At 68.0% G+C, this 21876-nt stretch carries 20 protein-coding genes; 8 read left to right on the top strand and 12 right to left on the bottom strand.

Annotated elements, in window-relative coordinates:
- Positions 1–27: 27 nt before the first annotated feature.
- The 3 genes from VF329_15400 to VF329_15390 are packed head-to-tail and all read right to left on the bottom strand — an operon-like array spanning position 28 to position 2176.
- Positions 28–618, bottom strand: a complete 591-nt coding sequence (locus tag VF329_15400; protein ID HEX7082393.1) for a DUF6152 family protein — start codon at positions 616–618, stop codon at positions 28–30.
- A gap of 18 nt (positions 619–636) precedes the next feature.
- On the bottom strand, positions 637–1062 hold the full coding sequence (locus VF329_15395) for a hypothetical protein (GenBank protein ID HEX7082392.1): 426 nt from the start codon (positions 1060–1062) through the stop codon (positions 637–639).
- 22 nt (positions 1063–1084) lie between these two features.
- Positions 1085–2176 (bottom strand): DUF6152 family protein, encoded by a 1092-nt coding sequence (locus VF329_15390; GenBank protein HEX7082391.1) that lies wholly within the window; start codon positions 2174–2176, stop codon positions 1085–1087.
- A gap of 218 nt (positions 2177–2394) precedes the next feature.
- Between VF329_15390 and VF329_15385 the strand changes: the two genes are divergently transcribed.
- From VF329_15385 to VF329_15360, 6 genes are all read left to right on the top strand, one after another.
- On the top strand, positions 2395–3594 hold the full coding sequence (locus VF329_15385; GenBank protein HEX7082390.1) for an aspartyl/asparaginyl beta-hydroxylase domain-containing protein: 1200 nt from the start codon (positions 2395–2397) through the stop codon (positions 3592–3594).
- A 142-nt stretch (positions 3595–3736) separates the two neighbouring features.
- Complete coding sequence (locus VF329_15380; GenBank protein HEX7082389.1) at positions 3737–4132, top strand: DUF6152 family protein; 396 nt, start codon at positions 3737–3739, stop codon at positions 4130–4132.
- Position 4133: 1 nt separating this feature from the next.
- Positions 4134–5003 (top strand): hypothetical protein, encoded by an 870-nt coding sequence (locus tag VF329_15375; GenBank protein HEX7082388.1) that lies wholly within the window; start codon positions 4134–4136, stop codon positions 5001–5003.
- A gap of 3 nt (positions 5004–5006) precedes the next feature.
- Positions 5007–5981, top strand: coding sequence for an MBL fold metallo-hydrolase (locus VF329_15370; GenBank protein HEX7082387.1), 975 nt, complete (start codon positions 5007–5009; stop codon positions 5979–5981).
- Positions 5978–6859 carry a hypothetical protein gene (locus VF329_15365; GenBank protein HEX7082386.1) on the top strand — a complete coding sequence of 294 codons (882 nt, stop codon included), beginning with the start codon at positions 5978–5980 and terminating at the stop codon, positions 6857–6859. The genes VF329_15370 and VF329_15365 overlap by 4 nt, the downstream gene beginning before the upstream one ends.
- Positions 6860–6933: 74 nt before the next feature.
- Entirely contained in the window at positions 6934–8193 is a 1260-nt protein-coding gene (locus tag VF329_15360; GenBank protein ID HEX7082385.1) for a GGDEF domain-containing protein, read from the top strand.
- 35 nt (positions 8194–8228) lie between these two features.
- Here VF329_15360 and VF329_15355 read toward each other — a convergent pair whose 3' ends face one another.
- The 5 genes from VF329_15355 to VF329_15335 all read right to left on the bottom strand — a co-directional run bounded on the left by VF329_15355 (position 8229) and on the right by VF329_15335 (position 14302).
- Entirely contained in the window at positions 8229–10274 is a 2046-nt protein-coding gene (locus VF329_15355) for a peptidase M4 (GenBank protein ID HEX7082384.1), read from the bottom strand.
- Positions 10275–10288: 14 nt separating this feature from the next.
- Positions 10289–13192: a caspase family protein gene (locus VF329_15350; protein HEX7082383.1), complete on the bottom strand. Its 2904-nt coding sequence runs from the start codon at positions 13190–13192 to the stop codon at positions 10289–10291.
- Between the two features lie 203 nt (positions 13193–13395).
- A complete protein-coding gene (locus tag VF329_15345) occupies positions 13396–13632 on the bottom strand; it encodes a hypothetical protein (protein HEX7082382.1) in 237 nt (78 codons plus the stop codon).
- Positions 13629–13838, bottom strand: a complete 210-nt coding sequence (locus tag VF329_15340; protein HEX7082381.1) for a hypothetical protein — start codon at positions 13836–13838, stop codon at positions 13629–13631. Before VF329_15340 ends, VF329_15345 begins: the two co-directional genes overlap by 4 nt.
- Positions 13838–14302: a helix-turn-helix domain-containing protein gene (locus VF329_15335; GenBank protein HEX7082380.1), complete on the bottom strand. Its 465-nt coding sequence runs from the start codon at positions 14300–14302 to the stop codon at positions 13838–13840. Before VF329_15335 ends, VF329_15340 begins: the two co-directional genes overlap by 1 nt.
- Positions 14303–14521: 219 nt before the next feature.
- Between VF329_15335 and VF329_15330 the strand changes: the two genes are divergently transcribed.
- Together VF329_15330 and VF329_15325 are read left to right on the top strand one after the other, a co-directional pair.
- On the top strand, positions 14522–15652 hold the full coding sequence (locus VF329_15330; protein HEX7082379.1) for a DUF1566 domain-containing protein: 1131 nt from the start codon (positions 14522–14524) through the stop codon (positions 15650–15652).
- A 19-nt stretch (positions 15653–15671) separates the two neighbouring features.
- On the top strand, positions 15672–16658 hold the full coding sequence (locus VF329_15325; protein ID HEX7082378.1) for a DUF1566 domain-containing protein: 987 nt from the start codon (positions 15672–15674) through the stop codon (positions 16656–16658).
- 48 nt (positions 16659–16706) lie between these two features.
- Here the strand turns inward: VF329_15325 and VF329_15320 are convergent, their stop codons facing one another.
- The 4 genes from VF329_15320 to VF329_15305 all read right to left on the bottom strand — a co-directional run bounded on the left by VF329_15320 (position 16707) and on the right by VF329_15305 (position 21876).
- A complete protein-coding gene (locus tag VF329_15320) occupies positions 16707–19226 on the bottom strand; it encodes an ABC transporter permease (GenBank protein HEX7082377.1) in 2520 nt (839 codons plus the stop codon).
- Positions 19227–19557: 331 nt separating this feature from the next.
- Positions 19558–20652 carry a hypothetical protein gene (locus tag VF329_15315; GenBank protein ID HEX7082376.1) on the bottom strand — a complete coding sequence of 365 codons (1095 nt, stop codon included), beginning with the start codon at positions 20650–20652 and terminating at the stop codon, positions 19558–19560.
- A 22-nt stretch (positions 20653–20674) separates the two neighbouring features.
- On the bottom strand, positions 20675–20887 hold the full coding sequence (locus tag VF329_15310; protein HEX7082375.1) for a hypothetical protein: 213 nt from the start codon (positions 20885–20887) through the stop codon (positions 20675–20677).
- The gene (locus VF329_15305) at positions 20884–21876 is read right to left on the bottom strand and encodes an NAD(P)-dependent oxidoreductase (GenBank protein ID HEX7082374.1); all 993 of its coding nucleotides are present in this window, start codon (positions 21874–21876) and stop codon (positions 20884–20886) included. Before VF329_15305 ends, VF329_15310 begins: the two co-directional genes overlap by 4 nt.

Raw genomic sequence — 21876 nt, 5'->3', positions numbered from 1 at the left:
AAGGAGGTCGTTCGGGCGGTTGCGGCCTCAATTCGCCGCCGTGTCCGGCGGCGGCCAGATCATGCGCCCCTGCTCGTCGAGGAGCCCCATCGCCTCGAGCTTACTGACGGTCTCGGGGCCGGCGCGCCCGGCCGGAGACCCGTTCAGGTTCGCCGCGGGCTGGATGTGCAGCGATTCGAACACGCCGTTCGCAATGTCGATCATGTCCGTGAAGCGCAGGTTCGAGCGCAGCGGCCCGTCGTTGACCTGAATTGCACGCGGCCAGATCAGCGGCTGGCCCCGGACGTGCGTCCAAGCGAGAAGCTTCAGCGTGTCGCCGACCTCGAAATCTTCGCGCTTGAAGCCGTACTCCTCCATGATGCGGATCGGATGGCTGACGATGCGCCATTTCTGCCCCGCCGGCAGCTCCCCGCCGGTGGTTTCCATATCGATGCTGATGTGCGGATTCGCCCAGTTGATCCGGACGATGCGGCCTTCGACGTAGATGGTCGGCGACCCGAACGGGCCGAACTCGGCCTGGCTGTCGTGATGAGCTTCAGCCGCGGCCGCGGCGAGCAGCAAGACGCCGAGCACCCGCGGCGCGAGCCGCGCGCCTCTCTTCGCAGTGTGCGTGTTCACGTCGTTCGGCTCCTCGACTTATTCCCAGACCAGGCAACGGGCGTTGCACCGCACCTCCGACCGGCTCCCTTCCTCGACCGCGGCCGTGACCTGCCAATAGCCCGTGAAGTCATCGATGCCGATGCTGCACGAGCTCGAGTCCTCCGGCCCCTGGATGCCCTTGATTTGGACTTTCGTGAGGTAGCAAATCGAGCTCTCCGCCGGCGCGAGCGGCTTGTGCTCGGCGCCCGGCGCGCGCGCGCCGTTCACCCAGCCGTCCTGGATGAGCTCATCCGTGTAGGTCAGCGACGGGCCGTCGAGGCGCTCGGCGATCAGCGGATGGGCCGCGAGGTGCTCGGCGAGGACGTCCTCGTCGATCGGCTCGTCGCGGGTTCGCTCGCCGATCTCGAGCACGAGAAAGCTCACGACGGCGGCCACGACGCCGCTGACCACGACCTGCTTCATCGTCGTTCTCCGTGCGCCGGCGTCAGCGCGAGAAGTGCGCGTCGAGCCTGCCGGCGGCGGCCAGGTCGCGGTAGTAGCTGTCCGGGTCGCACGGGGCCTGCTCGGTGAGGTCGAGCTCGTCGTCGCGCGCGGACGCTCTGCGGCGCACGAGCGGCTCCGTGTAATACGGGTCGTAGATCGTCATCACCCGGTCCATCGTGAGCCGGTCGTCGCTGAACGTGTACCGCTCGACGATCCGCGTTCCGTCGCCGGACATCGGCAGCCCGGAGCCGTCGAGCCACCCCGCGCTCAGGTGCGTGGTCTCGATCACGAGCTCGTCGCCTTCCCAGTGGCCGACCGAGAAGCCCATCGGCGTCGGCGGCGTGTCTTCGGGCGGCGTGCGGCCGTCCATCCAAACGCGGCGCGGCGTGTTGTGCTCGATGTAGACCATCAGGTAGTGCGTGCCGGCGTCGACGATATCCATGTTGTACGGCGCACCGAAGATGCGCGGCAGGCCCGGCGCGACGCAGCGCAGGGACGGGTCGTGCCACGGCTCCGTGGCCTCGAATATGCGACGGCCTTCGGCCGTGAACGGAATCGGTTTCGGCTCGAGATCGTCGACCGTCACGTGCCACTTGTAGCTGTTGCGCCAGCCGCCCGTGATGTCGATCGGATAGTCGTCAGCCGCGGCCGAGTACGTGTAATCCTTGTCGGCGCTCGCGTTCACCGCGTTCCGGTCGGGACGCCGCTCGGCGTTGCTGCGCGGCGGGAAGTGCCGGCCGTCGGCGGTCTCGAGATCCCGGATCAGCAGCTTCTTCGCTCCGCGGCGGCCGAGCTGGCCGCTGACGGTGACGACGTCACCGACGCGGATCGAATCGGCATTCCAGTTGACGCGCCGCAGATTCGTGACGTTGCCGGCCTGAAGCTCCCAGTCCTCGGTGCTGCCGTCCGCGTTCGTGACGTGCAGCCGATAGCGCACGTGAGGGTTCGTGAACCATACCTGCGTGATCTCGCCGCGGAGCTCGCCTTGGCGGTCCGTGTCGAACTCCGCCGCGACGGAGTGATGAGCGACGGCCGATACGGCCGCGAACAGGCACGTGACGGCGGCAATGCCCGCCAGCGCGATCCGAAGCATGAGACGTCCCCCTGGTTGAGCCCATCGATACGCTTGATTCTACCCGCATCGGGAAGGGGAGGGCGCACCGCGCCGCCCCCAGTTAACCATAGTTCAGTCGGCCCGGGCCGTCGAGAGGCGGCCGCGGGCCCGGGAGCGTCCGGGCACCGGCGGCCGTGCCGAGTGCCGATCGGGGTTGTATCCTGTGCAGGCCGAGGCCCGCTTTGCGCGGTGAGTGGATGGCGAACGCTGACCTACCCGGGCTGCTCGCGCGCGCCCGGCGCGCGATGGGGGCCCGCGACTACGCGACGGCCAGGGCCCTCTGGTCGCAAAGTCTCGAGATCGATCCGCGGAGCATTGCTGCGTGGCTGAACCTCGCCGGCGCCTGCCGGCAGCTCGATGACCTCCGCGGGGCATTCGCCGCGTTGCGCGAGGTCTTGAGGCTCGACCCGCGCAACTTTCACGCCCTGCTGATGAACGGCTCGCTGCTCGAGCGGGAGGGCAGGCACCGGGCTGCGGCGGCCGCGTACGGCGCGGCCCTCGCGAACGCCCCGCCGGAGTCGCACCTCGATTCCGCCACCTGCGCCGCGCTCGAGCACGCGCGGGCCTTCCATGCGAAGCATACGCGCGAGCTCGGCGACTTCATTCGCGCGGAGACGGCCGAGGCCCGGGCGCGCTGCGCGCCCGCCGGGCGCCGGCGCGTCGATGCCTTCATCGACATGGCCTTGCGCCTGCGCAAACGATACCGGCAGGAGCCGACGGACTATTTCTATCCCGGGCTGCCCGCGATCGAGTTCTACGATCGGGACGAGTTTCCGTGGCTCGCGGAGCTCGAAGCCGCCGGCGACGGTATCCGGGCGGAGCTCGAGGCGATCCTGCGCGAGGACGCGCAAGGTTTCGAGCCCTACATTCAGTACGACGATCATCTCCCGCTCGACCAATGGCGCGAGCTGAATCACTCGCCGCGGTGGAGCGCGTTCCACTTCTTCGACCGCGGGCGGCCGATCGAGGAGCGGCTGCGCCGCGCGCCTGCCACGGCCGGCGTCCTCGAAATGCTGCCGCAGCCGCACGTGCAGGAGCGCTCCCCTTCGGCGCTCTTCTCCGTGTTGCAGCCGAAAACGCGCATTCCGCCGCATACCGGCGTCGCGAACTTCCGGCTGGTCGTGCATTTGCCGCTGATCGTGCCCGGCCGTTGCGGCTTTCGCGTCGGAGGCGAGACGCGCGAATGGCGGGTCGGCGAGGCGTGGGTCTTCGACGACACGATCGAGCACGAGGCGTGGAACGACAGCGACGAGCCGCGTGTGATCTTGATCTGCGACATCTGGAGCCCGCGCCTTGCCGCCGAGGAGCGTGAAGCGATCGCCGCGGTGATCGCCGCGGCGGACGCATTCGGCGGCGCGCAGGCCGAGACCGCCGAGCGCGCCGCCCGCGAAATCTAGCGCGCCGCCCGCGAATATCGATACGCGCCGCTCGCCGCGGGCGCAGGACGATCGCGGAGTCGATGTAGTAGAATCATCCGAAACCAAAAACACCGGCGTCTGCCCCGCGCCGCGGGGCCGCCGGGGCGCGGGGAGCAGGCCCATGATTTCGAGATCGGTCCTTCTGATCATCTTGACGGCGCTCGGCGCAAGCGTGGCCCAGGCGCACCACTCGTTCGCGGCAACGTACTTCGAGGACCGGACGATCCAGATCGAGGGCAAGCTGCTCCAGTTCCTGTTCCGCAACCCGCACTCGTTCGTGCACGTCGAAGCGCCGGACGAGAACGGCGAGCTCCACCGCTGGGCCGTCGAGTGGGGCGGCGCGGGGCAGCTGTCCAATCAAGGCGTCACGAGCCAGACGCTTCGGCCGGGCGACATCGTCACGATCACGGGCAATCCCGGCCGCGATCCCTCCGACTACCGCATTCGCATGCGCTACCTGCGGCGCAACTCCGACGGCTTCGACTGGGGCCGGCGGCCCGGCGAGACGTTTGACTAGCATGCCTTCCAGCTGGGCGCGCAGCGCCCGCGCGGCAGGCGCCGCCGCGCTGCTGCTTCTCGCGTCCGCACCCGCGGCGGCGCAGCTCGCCCTTGCGGGCGAGTGGACCGGCAAGTACCACGAGGACTGGACGGACCGCATCCCGGGCGACGTGCAGGGCGACTTCACCGGCGTGCCGCTCAACGACGCCGCGCGGCGCTACGCGCAGGCGTTCGACGTCACGCGCGTCGCGCTGCTCGAGCATCAATGCCAGCCCTACAACGCGCCGCACATCTATCGCGGCCCGCTCCAGTTCCGCATCTGGGAGGAGAAGGACCCGGCGACGCAGGAGATCGTCGCCTATCGCCAGTACCTCGGAACGTACATGCAGTGGCGGACGATCTGGATGGACGGCCGCCCGCATCCCCCCGAATACGCGCCGCATACGTTCATGGGGTTCTCCACCGGGCAGTGGGACGGCGACATCCTCACGGTGACGACGACGCACATCAAGAAGGAGTTCTACCGCCGGAGCGGCATCCCGAGCAGCGACCTCACGACGATGGTCGAGCACTACATCCGCCACGGTGACCTGCTCACCCACGTGACCATCGTCACGGACCCGGTCTATCTCACGGAGCCGTATATCACGAGCGAGGAGTTCGTGCGGATGGAGCGCGGCAACCGCAACTGGCTCTACAACTGCGAGTACGCGATGGAAGTGCCGCAGCCGAAGAACGAGGTTCCGCACTACCTGCCCGGCGAGAATCCGTTCATTCGGGACTTCGCGAACAAGTTCGGGTTGCCGTTCGAAGCGGTTTTCGCCGGGGCTGAGGCGACGTACCCCGAGTACATGCCGAAGGTCGAAGCGATGATCCGCGAGTCGAGATAGCGGATGCGGCTCGAGCGGCCACGAACGCCGTCCACGGCCTCTGGAAAGGCGCCGATCATTCCGGCGCGGCGTTCGGCGGCGGTGCTCGCGGCGTGGCTTCTTGCCGCTCACGCCGCGAGCGCTCAAGAGCACCCGATCGAGATCTTCCACGTGCAAGGCAACGTGCACATGCTCGTCGGCGCCGGCGCGAACATCGCCGTGCAGACCGGCGACGAAGGGGTGCTCGTCGTCGATACGGGCCTCTCGGAAAGGCGCGACGACGTGCTCGCGGCGATTCGCCGCCTGTCGGACAAGCCGATCCGCTGGATCGTCAACACGCATGCTCACGCCGACCATACCGGCGGCAACGAGGCCCTATCGCAGGCGGGAATGACCGTGAACGGCAATCCGGCCGCGATCATCGCGCACGAGCGTGTGCTCGCGCGGATGTCGGACGCCGGGCGTCCGATCACGGAGTTGCCGCTGAACACGTTCTTCGAGCCGCGGCGCGACTTCTACTTCAACGGCGAGGCGATCTTTCTGTACCACGTGCCCGCGGCCCACACCGACGGCGACGTGATCGTCTATTTCCGCGGCTCCGACGTGCTCGTCGCCGGCGATCTGTTCGTGACCACTCACTACCCGGTCGTGGACCTCGAGGCGGGCGGCGGCATCGACGGCTTCATTCAGGGCTTGAACACGATGCTCGACATCGCCGTGCCGGCCTACCTTCAGGAGGGCGGCACTTACGTGATCCCGGGGCACGGCCGCGTCGGCGACGAGGCGGACGTCGTCGAGTATCGCGACATGGTGCAGATCATCCGCGACCGCGTGCAGAGCCTGGTGGAGCAGGGCGCGGGTCTCGACGAGGTGCTCGCGGCGAAGCCGACGCTCGACTACGACCCGCGCTACGGGCATCCCGACAACGGCTGGACCACGGAGGCGTTCGTGGAGGCGGTGTACCGCGATCTCGTGAATCGAAGGAGCGCGACGCAATGAGCGGCCCGCTCGCGAAACGGCTCGAGCGCGCGGCCGGCGCCGTGCTGCTTGCCGCGGCGCTTGCGGCGGCCGCTCCGGCGTCGGCGCAACGGGGCGGTCCGGGGCCCGCGTCCGCGCGCGCGAGCGCGCCGATCGATCTGACCGGGTACTGGGTCTCGGTCGTCAGCGAGGACTGGCGCCACCGCATGGCAACGCCCCGCAAGGGCGACTACGAAAGCGTGCCCTTGAACGACGAGGGTCGGCGCGTCGCCGACGCCTGGGATCTGGAGGCCGACAACGCGGCGGGGCTCGCCTGCAAGGCCTTCGGCATCGGCGGCATCATGCGCCAGCCCGGCCGGCTGCACATCACGTGGGAAGACGACGCGACGCTGCGGATCGACTTCGACGCCGGGATGCAGACGAGGATTCTGCATTTCGATCCGAACGTCCGCCCCGCTTCCGAGAAGACGTGGCAAGGGCACTCGATCGCCGAATGGGAACGGCCGCCCGGCGGCCGCGGGGACGCGCCGCAGAGGGCTCAGATCGGCAACAATGCCGGCCCGATCGCGCCGGGCGGCGGCGGCCTCGGGCAGCGCGGCGGGCCCCCGCTCCCGGGCTCGCTCGGCATCGGCGGGTCGTTGAAGGTCGTGACCACCGGCTTTCGCGCGGGGTACCTGCGCAAGAACGGCGTGCCGTACAGCGAGGAGGCCACGATCACGGAGTACTTTCACCGGCTGCCTCGGCATCCGAGCGGCGACACGTGGCTGCTCGTCGTGACGATCGTCGAGGACCCGCGGTACCTCACGGAGCCGTTTTACACGAGCACGCAGTTCAAGCTCGAGCCGGACGGCGCGGGCTGGAACCCGCGGCCCTGCCGCACGGCACCGCCGCCCCCGTAGCCCCCGAGCCGCCCCCCGACCGTTTCGTGGGCCGCGTCGCAGCAACCGCGGCGGGGGCCGCGTACATTCGCCCGGTGGGCAACCGTCGCGAGATCGATCTCGACGCCGTGCCGGGCTCGCCGTACGCCCGGGAGCGGCGCGTGCGCTTCGGCCGGCTGCGCTTTGCGCCGGCCGTGGAGCGCGAGTTCGCTCAGGAGCACCTGTACCACGCGCGCGGGCGCATTCGCGCGTGGCACTCCACGGTCCTCGCCGTGCTGCTGTTCTCGATCCTGCCGCTGCTGCTCGCGCTGCGCGCGGGCGACGCCACCGGCCCGTTGGCGGACGCATGGAGCAGGGCGGATACGAACATGCTGCTCTTCATGATCGTCCTGAACACGGCCAGCCGGAGCATGCTCGTGCTGATCGCGTGGACGCCGTGGTTCGAGCGCTTCTATCCGCGCGTCGCTTTCCCGCTCGTCGCCGTGTGCCACGGCACGTGGACGTTCGCGTGCAGCGGCGAGATCCTCGCCGCGCATCCGGAGTACCTCGCGCCGCTCGTCACCGATACCTTCGCAGCGTACTTCTTCAGCGGCCTGCTGTTCCGGCAAGCGATCGTCGTGAACCTCGTCGGTGCCGGCGGTCTGCTGATCGGCGGCTGGTATTACGCGGGGAACATCGTCGCGATGCTGCCGTTCGGCAGTCATTTCGTCGTCAATATCGTCATGTCGGCAATCGCGGGCTTCGCGCACGAGCGGGCCGCGCGCAGCCAGTTCCTCGAGCAGTCGCTGCTCGGCGAGATGGCCGCCCGCGACGGCCTCACGGGGCTGAAGAACCGGCGTGCCTTCGACGAGCATCTCGCGCGCGTGTGGCAGCAGGCGCTGCGCGATTCGAAGACCCTCGCGATCCTGATGGTCGACGTCGACGGGTTCAAGCACTACAACGACTGCTACGGTCATCAGGCGGGCGACCAGGTGCTGAAGCGCATCGCCGCGATCGTGAACCGGCTCGGGAAGCGCCCGTTCGACATCGCGGCGCGCTACGGCGGCGAGGAGCTTGCGGTGATTCTCTACGATGCAACGCGGGAGCAGGCCGAAGAGCTCGCGGAACGGCTGCACGGCGCCGTCCGGGCCCTCGCGATCGATCACCCCGGCTCCGTGTCGGGTATCGTCTCCGTGAGCATCGGCGTGGCGATCGTCCGTCCGAGGCCGCGCCGCAGCCCGCAGGGCGCGCTGCAGCTCGCCGATCAGGCGCTCTACGCGGCGAAGCGGGAGGGGCGCGATCGCATCACCGTGCTCGAGCACGAGTACGATTCGCTGTCGACCGGGGTGTTTCAGACGATCGCGTCGGTCCGATAGCGCCGGAGTACTGCTACTGCGCCGCCTGGCGGCGTTCAACGTTCAAGCGCATGCAGCAAGCGCAACGCGTTTCCCCGCGCCACGTACGCTCCGCCCTCGTCGCTCCAAAACCGCTTGCCGACTCCGCTCCTGATAAATGCTCGCTGGCGGTCGATCCGCTCGGCATTCAACACGCTCTTGGAGACGACATAGCGAATGGACCCATGGGGATCCAGAATCACGGTGGCGCCCCCGTAAAAGTCAAACGCCTTTCGCCTGCTCCCGCCTACTCTGCGCCGTTGCGTAACCTCGCCAATGAGGTCGAAGACGATCTGCCCGTCCGGACCGACCCGGCGCAACGTGCGGACGGATTCGATGCAGGGCGGATCGACCGTATCGCGGCCGAGTGCCGGGTGGCCGTTCCGGCAGAAACCGAACTCGCCCATATACCTCGGGTCGCAAACGAGGCGACCGAGGGCGTCTGCCTGGCGCTCGAGCTCCGGCCGCCCGGCGACGCGGCCGGGATCGCCCGCGAAACGCAGCGCCGAGAAGCTGAGCTCCTCTTGCCTGCCAATCGGGACGCGCGTCGGTCGCCATAGCAACGCATCCTCGGACAGGCTGAGAGTGCGCGGCGGATAAATCGCACGCCGCCGGAAAGCATCTATCCAGGCTTCGCGGTACCCCCACGGGTCGTTCGGCACGAGATCCTTGTCGGCGGTTATCACGGCGCGCAAGAATTCGCCGAACTCGAGATCGACTGCGGGGCAATAGTCGATGGCCCGGATGCAGATCGAGAGGAACTGGCTTGCGAGCTTCGCGGCCTCCTCGGCCAGCACGGCGCTAAGGTCCGGGTGAATTTCGCCTTCGGGCAACACGCCGGAGCCGCCCGTCGCGAGGCGCACATAGCGTTCCACTTTGCGATCGAACACCGTCGTGAACGCGTCGAAGACGGCGCTCGTCAGCACCGCGCCTCGCGCATGCGGCTCGGTGGCTTCGCCGTATTGCAGCGGCTTTCCGTCGAGACCCTGCACGTCGATAGCCGTGCGCAACGGCTGGCTCGAGCCCGTCGTATGGCCGAACTGGGTGGCAAGCGCCGTTAGTAGCTGTGACTTGCGCAGGTCACCGCGCGTGCGTCGAATGGCCGCATGGAGCACTTCCTTGTAGCTGAAATGCTGGAAGATTGCCACGAGATCCGCGAAGGCCTCGTGAAAGGCGAGGACGTCCGGACCGCTGGGATAGGCGAAGTGTGCGCGCAACCCGTCGAGCAACGCGTGTGTCATCTCGTGTGCGATGATGTCGTGCGACAGGCAGGTGAACACGAAACCGCCCGGCAGGTTGCGACCTGCCACGACGCGATCGGCCCGGAAGTAACCGAAAGAGATCGACCCATCGGCCTTGTCGTAATACGCGTTGCGCTCGATGCAGCCGTGCGGACGCAACGTGAGGCGAGTGGGTCGTCCGGCGCGGCCGTCGCCATCGAATCCCCAGGCGATGTCGCGGCCCAGAGCCGACCTGAATGCCGCGTACGTCAATGAGCCGACCGCGTATACCATCTGCTGATGGAACCGAGGATCGGAGGTGGACGGATCGTAGCCGTCACGTATCAAGACGTCCGGGTCATCGAGGTTGGCCGAACGATACCGCACGCCTATTGCGCCGTCGGTCGGATCGACCTCCAGCAGGACACCGCGGGGCCCTGGGTCGAGCGGCTCGTAAGGCACGTTGAGGAGCGCCACGGCGCCTTCGAGCCGAGAGGTGGCGGGATCCAGCGAGAAGATTCTCAGGGGCCGATAGATCGGATCCGTGGACCGGCGCTCGTAAGGATGCGTTTCCACCGCACGATAGATGCGCGGGCCCAGCTGCCAAGTGTTGCCCCGCGCACCGGCCGACAGCCCCGCTGGGCCTCGCGGCGAGTCGTCTCGTGCCCGGGAGCCGAGGCCGGCGTCCGCTGCCGAATCTGCGCCCGCCCCGCGCGTGCCGTCGCCTTCGAGCCCCGCGTCCGCTTCTCGGTCCATTGCGCGCGACTGGATAATGCTGCTTTGCGCAACGGCCGCGCTCGCGCCCGGCGTCGACGGTGACTTCGCGTCGTCGCGCGCCGCCATGCCTCGGCCGCCTGCTAGCCGTCGAGCTCGCCGGCAATCTCACGCAACAGCGCCGGGATCCGCGATCTCGTCCTGTTCTGTACCGGCTTGCCGCAGTACGTGCCCAAGTCGCTCACCGTGACGCTGGTCAGCGCCGACTCTGCCCCGAGGAGGGGGCCGCTGCGCCGCTGCGGCGCACAGTCGAGCTCGGGATGCTGACGCGGCTGCGCTCCGAAAGCGCGACGCACGCGCTCGAGAAACGCTTCATTCGAGAGCCCCTCGATGCCTGCGGCGAGCTCACGCGTGGCCCGGAGCGTGAACTCCCCTTGGCCCGCACTTTCCCACGCCACCTCGTGCGAGAGGCACGCCGAGAACAGCACCTCGCGCATCGTCTCCGGTCCTCGTCGACGGTGCCGCGCCCCGCCGAGCCGCAACCGGAACCGGCGGTGCGCTTCGAGCGCTTCAGGCGACGGCGTGATATATCGGAACCGCGCGTCGCCGCGCGCCCCGCTGCTCGGCGCCCCGACGCCGAGCCGCGAGATCGTTCCGCTATGGCAGCAATCGATGAAGAGCGTCACGTTGACTCCGGCCGGTGCCTCGGCGAGCACTTCCGCAAGATCGTCGTCGATGAGGAATGCGCCCGCGTCCATGTCGAACGGACACAGCGCCTCGTCGAGGCCCGGCGAATCGCCCGCCGCCTCGTCGTTGTCGACATCCGGCACCTGCGTGCCGTGGCCGGAATATTGAAACACGACGACGTCGCCTGCCTGGCTCGAGGCCAGGGCCCGCGCGAGGGCGTCGAGGATCCCGCTGCGCGTCGCGACTTCGTTGACGAGCACCGTCGGCGCGTCGAACCCCAGATCCGTCAGCGTTCGCGCCCACAGTCGCGCATCAGCGACGCAGCCGGCGAGCGGGCTGCTCGCATACGCGTCGATGCCGACGCATACGGCGAGCCGGCGCCCGATCGCAGGTGCGACCACGGGGCGGGTCTGCGCAGGAGCCGACGTCGTCACGCCGATCGTCGCGCCGGCAAGCGACGGACGCGACCGAACCGGGGGCGAAACGAACTCGAGGCCTTCGGGCCAGTCCACGGCATCGCTCCAGTCGTCTGCTGCCAGCGCGCGCCGGCCGTCCACCTCGGGGAAGGCGCGCTCGAGCCGCTCCGTATCGCCCTTGTTCAGTACGCGCCGGGCGACGCTGTTCATCGTGGCGGGGTCGTTGTCGAAACCCCCATGGGTCGTCGACCGCGACGCGCTGCGTCCGTCGTCGCTCGCCGAAAGCGACCACACGACGTCGCCGTCGTCGCCGTGCCTGCCGAGCCCGAAACGTCGACGCAACTCGGCGTTCGCTCGCAAGCACTCCTCGAGCCCCAAGATCGGCGCCTTCGGCTCGTCCTCGAGCGCCCGGCTCACGAGATACAGCAGCGACTTGCGGTAGATCGGCGTGCACCGATCGGCGCGCTCGAAATCCTCACGCATCGTGAACAAGGTCGTTTCGCCGATACCGTTGGGCTTGCCCATGAGCGGCGCTAGCCGATCGAGAAAGAGGTCGACTCGCGCCGCCGGCGCGAGGAGATGGAGCGTCTTGAACGGCAGAGAGCAGGCTTCGAGCGCGACCGGCAGGAAGTGCGCATGGAAGATCGAGCCCGCGCTGTGGCCGACGGCGTGCAGCTCCACGGCCCCGCCGTTGCTCTTGCAGAACTCCGCAAGCTTCCCGGCGGTATACCGCGCACCGCCCGCGTCGGCCGACGCGCGCTCTGCGCTGCGTTTCATACCACCCCAAATCATGGGGCCGTAAAGCGCGCGGACGGCGATTTCGACGAGAGGATCCGTCGTGTAATCCCAGAGATCTCGGGCAGCGGCGCGAGTGCGTACCCTAGTGCGCTCGAGAAGCTGACCCACCGTCTCGAACAGCCCCGTTTCCCAGACGAAGTAGATCGGGTAGACGCCGTTAGCGAGCCACCACGTCACGTGCTGCTGCGCGAGATTCAGCGCGGAAGACTCCGAGACCAGGCCACCGTGGGCGTAGAACACGATGGGCAGCGGCTTGCCGTCGGGTTGTGCGGCCAGTCGGCGCGGCAGGTGCTCCTCGAAGATGGCGTCGACGTCGGCCTTCGAGCACGTTATCGCGCCATCGTGCGAGAAGACGCCCTGCCGCAAGTTGATGACATGGGGCCGCAAATCGGCAAGCTCAGCCGGCGAGAGTTTGCGCTCCCGCGCGAGGATCTCGGGCTTCGGCCCCGGCAGCCCGGAGGTGTAGGCGAACGGCGAGCCGGCCTCCTCCTCGGGCTCGGCGTGCGCCGGATCGTCGGCGCGAGCCGCGCCCCGGTTCATGAGATCGGTCTGGACGTCGGCCAGCGCCAAGGCCGACCTCGGGAAAGGCAAAGCGTCCGGGGGCGCCGTCGGTGCGATGTCGATGCCGCTCTCGAGAAGCTCCTGAGCTGCGTTTACGACCTCGTCATAGTCGATCGCGCTCCCCGGGCACGTTTTCGACGACATTTGACAGTGGAACCGCAGTGAGCTTGCCTTGAGCTCGAAGCGCTTCTGCACAAGCGCGATCACCTTCAACACCGTGTCGCGCTGACAACCCTCGAAGCGGTCTCGTCCAGCATCGAAGTCGCCCACTGTCTCGATCATGAACGGCCCAAAGGACGCATTGCCGTTCTGCCCGGATGCGCTGGCCGGCGGGCGATTCCAGTTGCGCCCGGTCCAGATCATCCCTTCGGGATCGATCGTGACGTGTTGGGCGATGTCACTCCAGCCCTTCTCCTGCGTGTGATACCTCCACATGGCCACGATGGTGTCGTGACCGCGGAACTGGGCATGGTTCGGCCGCCAGGTATGATGCAGGTGGACGGCGTTGATACGGCGAGAAAACGGAAAGCATGCGAGCAGGGCGGCGAACTCCTCGAGGGAGAGACGGTGGAATCGAGGTGTCATGGATGCCTCCCAGACACGTTGACTTGTTCTTATCGAAATGAGCTCTATCGAATGAGCGGCTCCGCAAGCGCGTCCCAGCCCCTGCTCTATCGATCGCTTTTGGGAATATGCTAGCTCATAGAATACCTTTGCATCTGTCCGGTCCGCGACACTCGCGCCGGTCTTCCGGAAGACGAGCGTTTCGTGAAGGCTTCAGGGTGCCCCTAGGCAAAGGAGAGTGCGGTCTCGAGATCCGTGTGCACGAATGCCGATTCCATACGGTCGCACTGTGCGCGCGTCAGACCGAAGCGCTGCGCTTCCGCGCGCCACTGCGCGGTCGCCGCGGCGACTTCTCCGGCAATCTCCTGTGCTTGGCGCTGCTCGAGATCGAAATATTCGGCGACGGACAGTGCCAGCGCGAGCGAGGCCGTCTGATCCTCCTCGTCGATCGCCGTGCTCAAGATACGCGGCTGTCGGTAGCCGTATGAAAAGGGCCGGGCCCCAGCTTCAGGGCCGGCTCGAGCGCAAACCGTTCCGGGTGGCTCAGCCAGCTGTCGTCGTATTCGAAGGTCGCGCTTTCGCGGCCGTTGCGCAGGCGAGTGTAGAGCCGGCCCACGAGGTGCGGCCGGCCGTCGAGATCGGCATGGACGAAAGTTTCCCGATCCATCAGGCCGTTTCCGCCGGTGTGCGCCGTCGTCGCCGGATGCGCTGGGGCAGCCGCTCTTCTTCGAGGGCAAGACCGTGCTCATCGTGCCTGACATCGGCGAGCTCGCTCAGCCGCTCTCCCAGCCCGAGCACGAACAGCACGGTCGCGACAATGCCGATGGAGACGCCGGGCTCGCCTTTTTCCAGCTTGAACAGCGTCGTGCGGCTGATCGACGCCCGTTCCGCGACGACAGCCGCGGGCAGGCGCCGGCGCAGCCGCGCCTGACGCACATCCTGGCCCAGCTTGCGCAGCGCCCGTCGGACCGGAAGCGGAAGGGCGTAATCAGCTTTTCGGCTCGTAATGTTCATGAAAACAAACGTTAACGCTTTTAATGTATACGATAGCGGACATAACAGGCAAGAAAAAAGCGCACCGCCGAACAGCGCGCCGCTTGGACATATGTCCTCCATCGTGAACGTAAACATTGATTGCGTCCACGATCATGGACGCAATAGGGGCCGCGACAGCCCGGCCACGAATGCGGATTTTCGTGCAAGGCGTGTGACTCGTTTCGTCGCGCGCAGCACCGCTTGCGCCTACTGTCACTGGCCATGCGCGGGCCGATCGCTGCCCGCGCGCGAACCTGCGAAAAGGCACTGCAAGGAGGCGGCGTGACGGCAGCGGTTCCGTCGGGGAGCCATACCGTGCGCAAGCTCTGGCTCGGGCTCGCCGCGGCGAGTCTCGCCGGCTGCGGCGGAGGCGGCAGCGGAGGGGCGCCGAGCGGGAATTCGCCCACGGACCCGGGCGAGTCCCCGAACGAGCCCGAGCTCGCGGCACCGGAAGACGTGACGCTGACCGCCGGCCACGGCAGCGTGACGGTCGTCTGGAGCGAGGTGCCGAACGCCGAGGGTCATCACATCTATTACGCCGAGGACCCGGATCTCACGCCGGACGACTACGCGGCCTACGAAGGCGGCGTGTGGCTTCAGAACGTCTCGAGCCCGCACACCGTCACGGGCTTGACGCACGGCGCGACGTACTACTTCATCGTGACCGCCTTTGCGGACGGCGAAGAAGGCGTGCCGAGCGCGACGAAAGCGGTGACGTTGCCGGACAGGATCGCGAACGCCGCATCCGGCATGCTGAACGACTCCGGTTTCGACCGGTGCGCCGACGCCGTCGATCTCGCGCTCGACTGCCCGCATCCGAGCTACCCGGGCCAAGACGGCGACTGGGGCCGCGACGCGGCCGCCCGCCGCGGTGCTCTGAGCAAGCAAGGGGCGGGCGCGGCCGGTTTCGACTTCACGAAGGTGTCCCACGCGGGCATCGCGCTGCCGCCCGATGCGGCGCTCGGCTCGAACGAGGCCGATTGGGCCTGCACGCTCGATCATGTGACGGGCCTGCTCTGGGAGATCCGGCCGGACGCGCCCGGCACGGCGCGCCATCGCGGCCACACGTACTCGTGGTACTTGCCGGATGCCGAGCGCAACGGCGGCCAGGCGGGTGTTCCGAACGGCGGCGTCTGCAGCGGCTCCGCATGCGACACGCAAGCCTATGTGGACGCCGTGAACGACGAAGGACTCTGCGGGTTCGACGACTGGCGCATGCCGACTGCGGCCGAGCTCGCGTCGATCGTGCACCATGGCCGGGTCTCGCCGGCCGTCGACATCGACTACTTCCCGGACGTGCCTTCGAGCGACCCGCTCTACTGGACCGCTACGGCTTTCGCGCCGGACGCCAATATCGCGTGGAGCATCGACTTCACGGACGGCCAGCTGGTGAACCCCGCGAAAAATTACGCCGCGCACGTGCGGCTGGTGCGCGCCGACGACTGAGCGCCGGAGGCCGATCGTGATGCGTTACGGATGGATCCTTTCCTTGCTTCTACCCGCCGCCGCCGGCGCAGCCGACTTTTGCGACAACGCGCAGATCCCGGTGACGACGCCGTTAGACGAGTTCGAGATCCACGGCGACGGCACCGTCACGCACGAACGCACGCGGTTGATGTGGAGCCGCTGTCTGATCGGCCAGAGTGGCGAGCTTTGTGCCGGCACACCGACCGTGATGCCGTGGGATCAGGCGTTGCAGGCGGCGGCCACGGCCGCGCTCGCCGGTTATCAGGACTGGCGGCTGCCGAACCGGGCCGAGCTCGCGAGCCTCGTCGAATTCTGCCGCGCCGGGCCGTCGCTGAACACGATGGTTTTCCCGGCCGGCTCGAGCGCGGTCTGGACCGGCACGCCGTACGCCGGCCTGCCGGGGCTCGCGTGGGTCGTTCGCTTCGACATCGGCGCGGCGCTGCCTTTCAAGCACGAAGCGGGCGCGTACGTGCGCCTGGTGCGAAAGGTCTATTCGATTGGCGACAGGGGCCCGGCCGGCGGCATCGTGTTCTACGACAAGGGCGACGACGCGGGCGGATGGCGATACCTCGAGGCCGCGCCCCGGCAGTGGAATGCCGGCGAACCCGATCCCTGGGAAACGTGGGGCTGCGCTGGCACGCTCGTCGGCGCGACAGCGGCCGCAATCGGCGCGGGTTCCGACAACACTGCGATTCTGGCCGACCCGGGATGCAGCGCGCCGGCCCGGATTGCGGCCGCGGCCGAGATCAACGGGTACGACGACTGGTTCCTGCCTTCTCGGGACGAGCTCGAGGCGATGCACGACAACCTCGCGACGCACACGAACTTCCGCGACGAGCACGGCTTCGCCGTGATGTCCTACGCGAGCTCCACCGAGCTTGACGAGAACTCCGCCGTAGCGATCGACTTCGCCGGGGGCGGCGGAGCGGTGCTGGTGTCGAAATCCCTTGCCACGGTGGTCGTGCGCCCGGTCCGCGCATTCTGACCCGTGTCTGCATTTCCGCGCGCGAGGCGAGCTGCCTCGCCGGTATCCTCAATCCTGCCTCAGCGCCGCGATCGGATCGACGCGTCCCGCGCGCAGCACCGGGACGAGCGCCGCAAAGGCGCATGCCGTGACGACGCACAGCAAGCCGGCAGCGTAGGCCAGCGGATCCAAGAGACGCACCGTCTGCCCGATCTGCTCGGCGAGGGGCGTCGCCAGCAGCGCGGCGCCGACCGCGGCCGGGAAGCTGCTGCCGAGGAGCAGCCCGACCGCGACGGGCCGAGCCGTTTGCGCCAACACGAGCGCACCGATGCCTCGCCGCGTCGCCCCGAGCGCCATCCGCACGCCGATCTCCCGCCTGCGTCGCTCGACGAGATACGAAAGCACGCTGAAGAGTCCCGACAAGGTCAAAAAGAGCGCGAGCGCGCCGAGCGCGAACGTGATCCAGAACGGAATCGCGAGAAGCTCGGCTTCCATACGCGAGAGCTCGCGCAGCGGGATGATCTCGGCCGCGCCGGCCTCCACGGTCTCTAGCCGTGCGAGGAGCCGGCGGCTCACCTCGGACGGATTGCCGCGCACGCGCAACGCAAGCGAGGTTCCGGCAGCCTCGGCGGCGATCGGCAGGTAGACATCGGGTCCCGCCAACACGCTCTGGCCGGCGAGCCGAAAGCCCGGCACGTCGCGCGCGACGCCGACGACGACGGCCGTGCGCGGGAGAAGCGGCGCGTCTTCCCGTTCCGCCGCGTCTTGTTCCGGGCCGGGGTCGAGCCGCAGGAGTTGTCCGATCGCGTCGAGACCCGGCCATAGCTGTTCCGCGGCGCTTTCCGAAACCACGGCGACCGCGGCGGCCGAGCTCGTCTCCGTCGGCGCGAAGCCGCGTCCTCGCGCGATTTCGATGCCGAGGACCTCGAAGTAATTCGGCGACACGAACCGGTACGCGGCGTTCGGCTTGACGACTGCGCCCTGCGCCGCAGCGCTCAGCGAGAACGGCGTCGCGGCGGCAACCGACGCAACGGACGGCTCGCTCCTCACCGCGTCGAGCATCGCGCCCCGCCGCTCGCTCGCGACGTTCACGAACACGGTGTCGGTCGTGCGGATACCGGGGTCCAGCGACGCCGCTACCCAGCTGCTGCGCAGGAAGACCGCCGCGGTGACGAAGAGCAGCACGGATCCGGTCACCTGGAGAGCGACGAGCGCGTTTCGAGCGCGGCCGGGTCTGCCTTCGCCCGCGGCGGCCTCGCCATGCATCGGCCGCACGAGATCGAAGCGCGTGGCTTGAAGTGCGGGCGCGAGCGCGAAGAACAGGGTCGATGCAAGGGCGGCGATCACGAGGAACAGCGCGACGCGCCAGTCCGCCGGCGGCACGACGAGGCGAATGTCGCCGAGATTCGCCCAGGCGGTCGTGACGTAGTAGACGACGGCTTCGAGGACCAGCCGTGAAACGCCGAAGCCGAGCGCGGCGGACACGAGCGCGAGCAGCAGGCTCTCGGTGAGCAATTGCGCAATGATCCGGCGCCGCGTGGCGCCGATTGCAAGGCGAATGCCGATTTCGCGCCGGCGGGCGACGGCTCGGGCGAGCAGCAGGTTGGCGACGTTCGCGCAGCCGATCATGAGGATCAGACCGAACGCGAAGAAGAGCGGCATGAACAGCACGATCGCCTCGGCCGAGAGCGGCACCGTGCCCTGCCGCGGCTCGAGCACGAGGTTCGCGTCCGGCCGCTCGCCGGAAGTCTCCACGGCCCGGCGCACGTCCCACGCGACGAGCTGCGCAAGCGCCTGGCCGCGGGTCAGACCGGGCGCGAGCCGCCCGACGATGCCGAGGGTGGGCTCGCCGGAGTCGCTGTTGGGCCGGAGCTCGCCGAGGAGCGAGAGCGGCGCCCAGAAGTCCGGCGGCGCGAACGCGAGTCCCCGAAAGCCTTCCGGCATCACGCCGACGATCTGAAACGGCACGCCATTCACGTCGATCGTGCGGTTCAGAACGCCGGGATCGCTCGCAAAGTACCGCGACCACGCGCGACCGCTGAGAACGATCACGTGATCGTTGCCCGTCTCGTCGTCCGCCGGGACGAGAGTGCGTCCACGGGCGGCGCTCACGCCGAGGACCTGAAAGAAGTTTCCCGAGACCAGCTGCCCCTCGATCCTCTGACCGTCGATGATTCGATCGACTTCGGGGCCGAGCGCGAACGCATCGACGAACGCGTCCGTCTCGCGGAGGAGCGCTTCGTACTGCTCGCGAGTGAATTTCTCGGGTGCTGAGTCGGCCGGGGCCTGGCGCGTCACCGCGAACAGCTCCTGCGGATTGCGCACCTCGTCCACGCGAAAGATCACCGCGTTGAAGATCGTGAACACGGCGGCCACGAGCCCGAGGCCGAGCCCGACCGTCGTCACGACCGTAAGGGCCACGAGCGGCGCGCTGCGCAGCGAGCGGCAGGCGTATACGAGGTCTCGCATCACCGCATCGAACCAGCCCGCGCCGCGCGTGTCGCGGCGCTCGCCGTCGGCGTCGGACGCCGATCCGGCGCGGATGATCGCGCGCACCCGCGCCGTCGGTCGGAAAGGATTCATGGCCATGACCGCAACCTCGTCAGGCGCCCGATCGGCGCTGCAACTCTTGTGGGCGAACGTCGGCTCTCACCGATCGATACGGCGTCCGAGCAACGGGCGTGCCACCCGGCCGACCGGCGCGTAAGGTGTTGACTGGAGGGCGCCGCTCCGCTTTTGTCCGTCCTTCAGGGCAACCGCGTCGTCCCGGAGGCGGGCACGTCGTCCCGATTGCGGGATTGCGGGACGAGTGACTCGGCCCGAACCGCCGTCCTTGACGCCCGGCTCGCTGCGCTCGTCGTGCGCGGGTGGAAGCCCGCGGCCCTCGACGAGCGAGCGCGCACGCGAGGAATCCTTCGAGTCACTCGACGCTCGCCGGCGCTTCCGTATTCAAATCGCTGCCCCGGGCCGTGACGTTCGGGTCGTCGCTGACCTCCGCGTCGTCGTCGACGAATGTGAAATCGGGAAATTGGCTGGTCCCGTCGTCGGTGACGATGATGTCGTTGTTCGGATTCTCGCGGCAATCCCAATAACGGATGCGGAGGAAGCCGTCTTCGTTCGAAAGCCGCGTGTAAGCCTGCCTCGTATACCACGGCTCGGCCAGATTGACCGGGTCGTACACCCAAACGTCCGCCTCGATCAGGTCCTCCCCGGTCCTGCGCCAGCGCTCGACCGTCTCCACCTCGAAGGAATAATTCGGCATCGTCCCGCGTTGATACTGGCCTTCCATCAGGTACTTCGTCGAGAAGATCAGCGTGCCGTCGTCCCAGAAGCCGACCGAGTCGCCGTTCCAGGAAGGATAGGCGTCCTCGGGCGCCGTGTGCTCGCGGCCGTCGGTATACACGCGCCGGATATCGTTGACCATCTCGTTGATCAGCCAGGTTTGATGCGGCGCGACCGTGAATTCCCTCAAGAAAGGCTCCGTCAGCCAGCGCGGCACGCCCGGCGGGCGGCAATCGCTGATCGGATCGTACTCGCCGCCCGTCGTCGAAAGCTGCCGGATCTTGGCCGCCACGGCCGCCTGCCCCGCCGGCGTAAGCTGCGCCGTGTTCTCTTCACCGGGCCGCACGTCGGGGTCGTACTGAAGACCGCCGCTGGCCCGGGTCCATATCCCGCGCCAATCGTAGAGCTCCGCGTGCTCGAGGAGATCCCGATAGGTGAGCGGCGTGATGTTGCCCGCTTCTTCCCTGAAGTGTCGATAGAGGGCTTCGGCGGAATCGAACCGCTCACCGAGCTGCTGGAGCCGCTGTTTCTCGGCGGCCCATTCCCGGCTGTCGCGCCGGCCTTCCCCGATCACCCACCCGACGGCTTCGGCCGCCCGCGCCGCGGCATCCGTCGCCGACTCCTCCTGCGCGAAGGCCGCCGTGGCGACGGCGCCGAGCGCTGCTACGAGCAGCGACGCCGCAGCGAGCGCAACCACATTTAGCCGCTTCATGGCTTGCGTAGAATTCGTCATCGTTCGTCCCCCTGGTGAGTCGTTAGGTCTCGAGCAAGGCCCTGGCTACGGACCGGCACTGCTCCTGCACTGTACGCCAATCGTTCCACGGTGGCGTGATGCCCTTGTAGTCGGCCGCCGGGCGGCTCGTGAGTATCGCGAGGAACGCCGGCTCCGGACCCCCGGCCCGGTCCGCCGATTTTACTCGTCGCGTCGTCAGACGTCCGAGCTCGAGGCCGAGTGCGAGAGCGCTCATTCGGCGGGATCGGTTGGATACATCCGTCCGGCAAACTTCCCGGCATGGTAGCCCTTGAAGCCGACGGTCCGCGCGAGCGCGCTCGCGATGTCTTCATCCGCTCGCAGCCGTTCGAGAACGTACGCGAAGCTCCAGCGAGGCTCCCATTCGAGCTCGCGCCGCGCTCGCGTGTTCGAGTAGATGCGATCGATGCTCCGGAACATCCTCCAGCCTCGGCGTTCGTACTCCGCTTCGTACGATGGGAACAGCCGCTTGAGCACGGCGGGCGCATCCGTTCTGAGCTGCGCCGCGTCGTCCGGAACGAACGGCGTCGTCGCGCTGACGATGTAGCAGCCGAATCCGAGGGAGGTTGCGCGCTCGAGCGCGCGCAGGTGAGCCGAAACGACGTCTTCGAGGTCGATACGCCGGTAAAGGTACTCGTTGGCCTTGACGTTTCGGTCGTCGTACGCGTTTCGTATCGCGGCCTGGTCGTCCTCGTCAGGGAAGAAGCGCGACGTTCGCAATATGACACAAGGCAACCCGTGCTTGCGGTGAAAAAGCTCGCACAGATCTTCCGCCGCCTTCTTCGTGACGCCGTAGATGTTCTTCGGGAGCGGTACGACGTCCTCCGTTATCCAGGCTGTCGGCTCGCCGGCGGCGGGCGTGAGCGCGCGGCCGAAGACGCTCGTCGTGCTCGTATAGACGAACGCCTTCAGCCCGTGAGCGACGCCGGCTTCGAGCAGGTTGAGCGTTCCAATGACGTTCGTGTCGACGAACTCTCGCCGGCTGTGCGTCACAACGTGCGGCTTGTGGAGCGCCGCGGCGTGAAGCACCGCCTCCACGCCTCGAATCGCGTCGTCCGCTACCTCGGGGTCCGTGAACGACCCGACGACGCTCGTGAACGGCGAGGGCTGAATGTCGAGCCCGATCGGGTCGTGGCCCGCCTCTCGTAGCGTCCGGACGAGCGCTTCCCCGAGATGCCCCGCGCTGCCTGTGATCAGAACCTTCAT

The sequence above is a fragment of the Gammaproteobacteria bacterium genome (assembly GCA_036381015.1).
Lineage (GTDB): Bacteria > Pseudomonadota > Gammaproteobacteria > Steroidobacterales > Rariloculaceae > ZC4RG20.
The sequence above is the reverse complement of the archived record's forward strand: the minus strand, read 5'-3'. Positions and strand labels throughout refer to the sequence as shown.

Bases quoted from the DNA above. Each gene is read 5' to 3' on its own strand.
- VF329_15395 (HEX7082392.1), bottom strand. From the start codon at position 1,062: ATGAAGCAGGTCGTGGTCAGCGGCGTCGTGGCCGCCGTCGTGAGCTTT.
- VF329_15390 (HEX7082391.1), bottom strand. From the start codon at position 2,176: ATGCTTCGGATCGCGCTGGCGGGCATTGCCGCCGTCACGTGCCTGTTC.
- VF329_15385 (HEX7082390.1), top strand. From the start codon at position 2,395: ATGGCGAACGCTGACCTACCCGGGCTGCTCGCGCGCGCCCGGCGCGCG.
- VF329_15380 (HEX7082389.1), top strand. From the start codon at position 3,737: ATGATTTCGAGATCGGTCCTTCTGATCATCTTGACGGCGCTCGGCGCA.
- VF329_15375 (HEX7082388.1), top strand. From the start codon at position 4,134: ATGCCTTCCAGCTGGGCGCGCAGCGCCCGCGCGGCAGGCGCCGCCGCG.
- VF329_15370 (HEX7082387.1), top strand. From the start codon at position 5,007: ATGCGGCTCGAGCGGCCACGAACGCCGTCCACGGCCTCTGGAAAGGCG.
- VF329_15365 (HEX7082386.1), top strand. From the start codon at position 5,978: ATGAGCGGCCCGCTCGCGAAACGGCTCGAGCGCGCGGCCGGCGCCGTG.
- VF329_15355 (HEX7082384.1), bottom strand. From the start codon at position 10,274: ATGGCGGCGCGCGACGACGCGAAGTCACCGTCGACGCCGGGCGCGAGC.
- VF329_15350 (HEX7082383.1), bottom strand. From the start codon at position 13,192: ATGACACCTCGATTCCACCGTCTCTCCCTCGAGGAGTTCGCCGCCCTG.
- VF329_15340 (HEX7082381.1), bottom strand. From the start codon at position 13,838: ATGGATCGGGAAACTTTCGTCCATGCCGATCTCGACGGCCGGCCGCAC.
- VF329_15335 (HEX7082380.1), bottom strand. From the start codon at position 14,302: ATGTTTACGTTCACGATGGAGGACATATGTCCAAGCGGCGCGCTGTTC.
- VF329_15325 (HEX7082378.1), top strand. From the start codon at position 15,672: ATGCGTTACGGATGGATCCTTTCCTTGCTTCTACCCGCCGCCGCCGGC.
- VF329_15320 (HEX7082377.1), bottom strand. From the start codon at position 19,226: ATGGCCATGAATCCTTTCCGACCGACGGCGCGGGTGCGCGCGATCATC.
- VF329_15315 (HEX7082376.1), bottom strand. From the start codon at position 20,652: ATGACGAATTCTACGCAAGCCATGAAGCGGCTAAATGTGGTTGCGCTC.
- VF329_15310 (HEX7082375.1), bottom strand. From the start codon at position 20,887: ATGAGCGCTCTCGCACTCGGCCTCGAGCTCGGACGTCTGACGACGCGA.
- VF329_15305 (HEX7082374.1), bottom strand. From the start codon at position 21,876: ATGAAGGTTCTGATCACAGGCAGCGCGGGGCATCTCGGGGAAGCGCTC.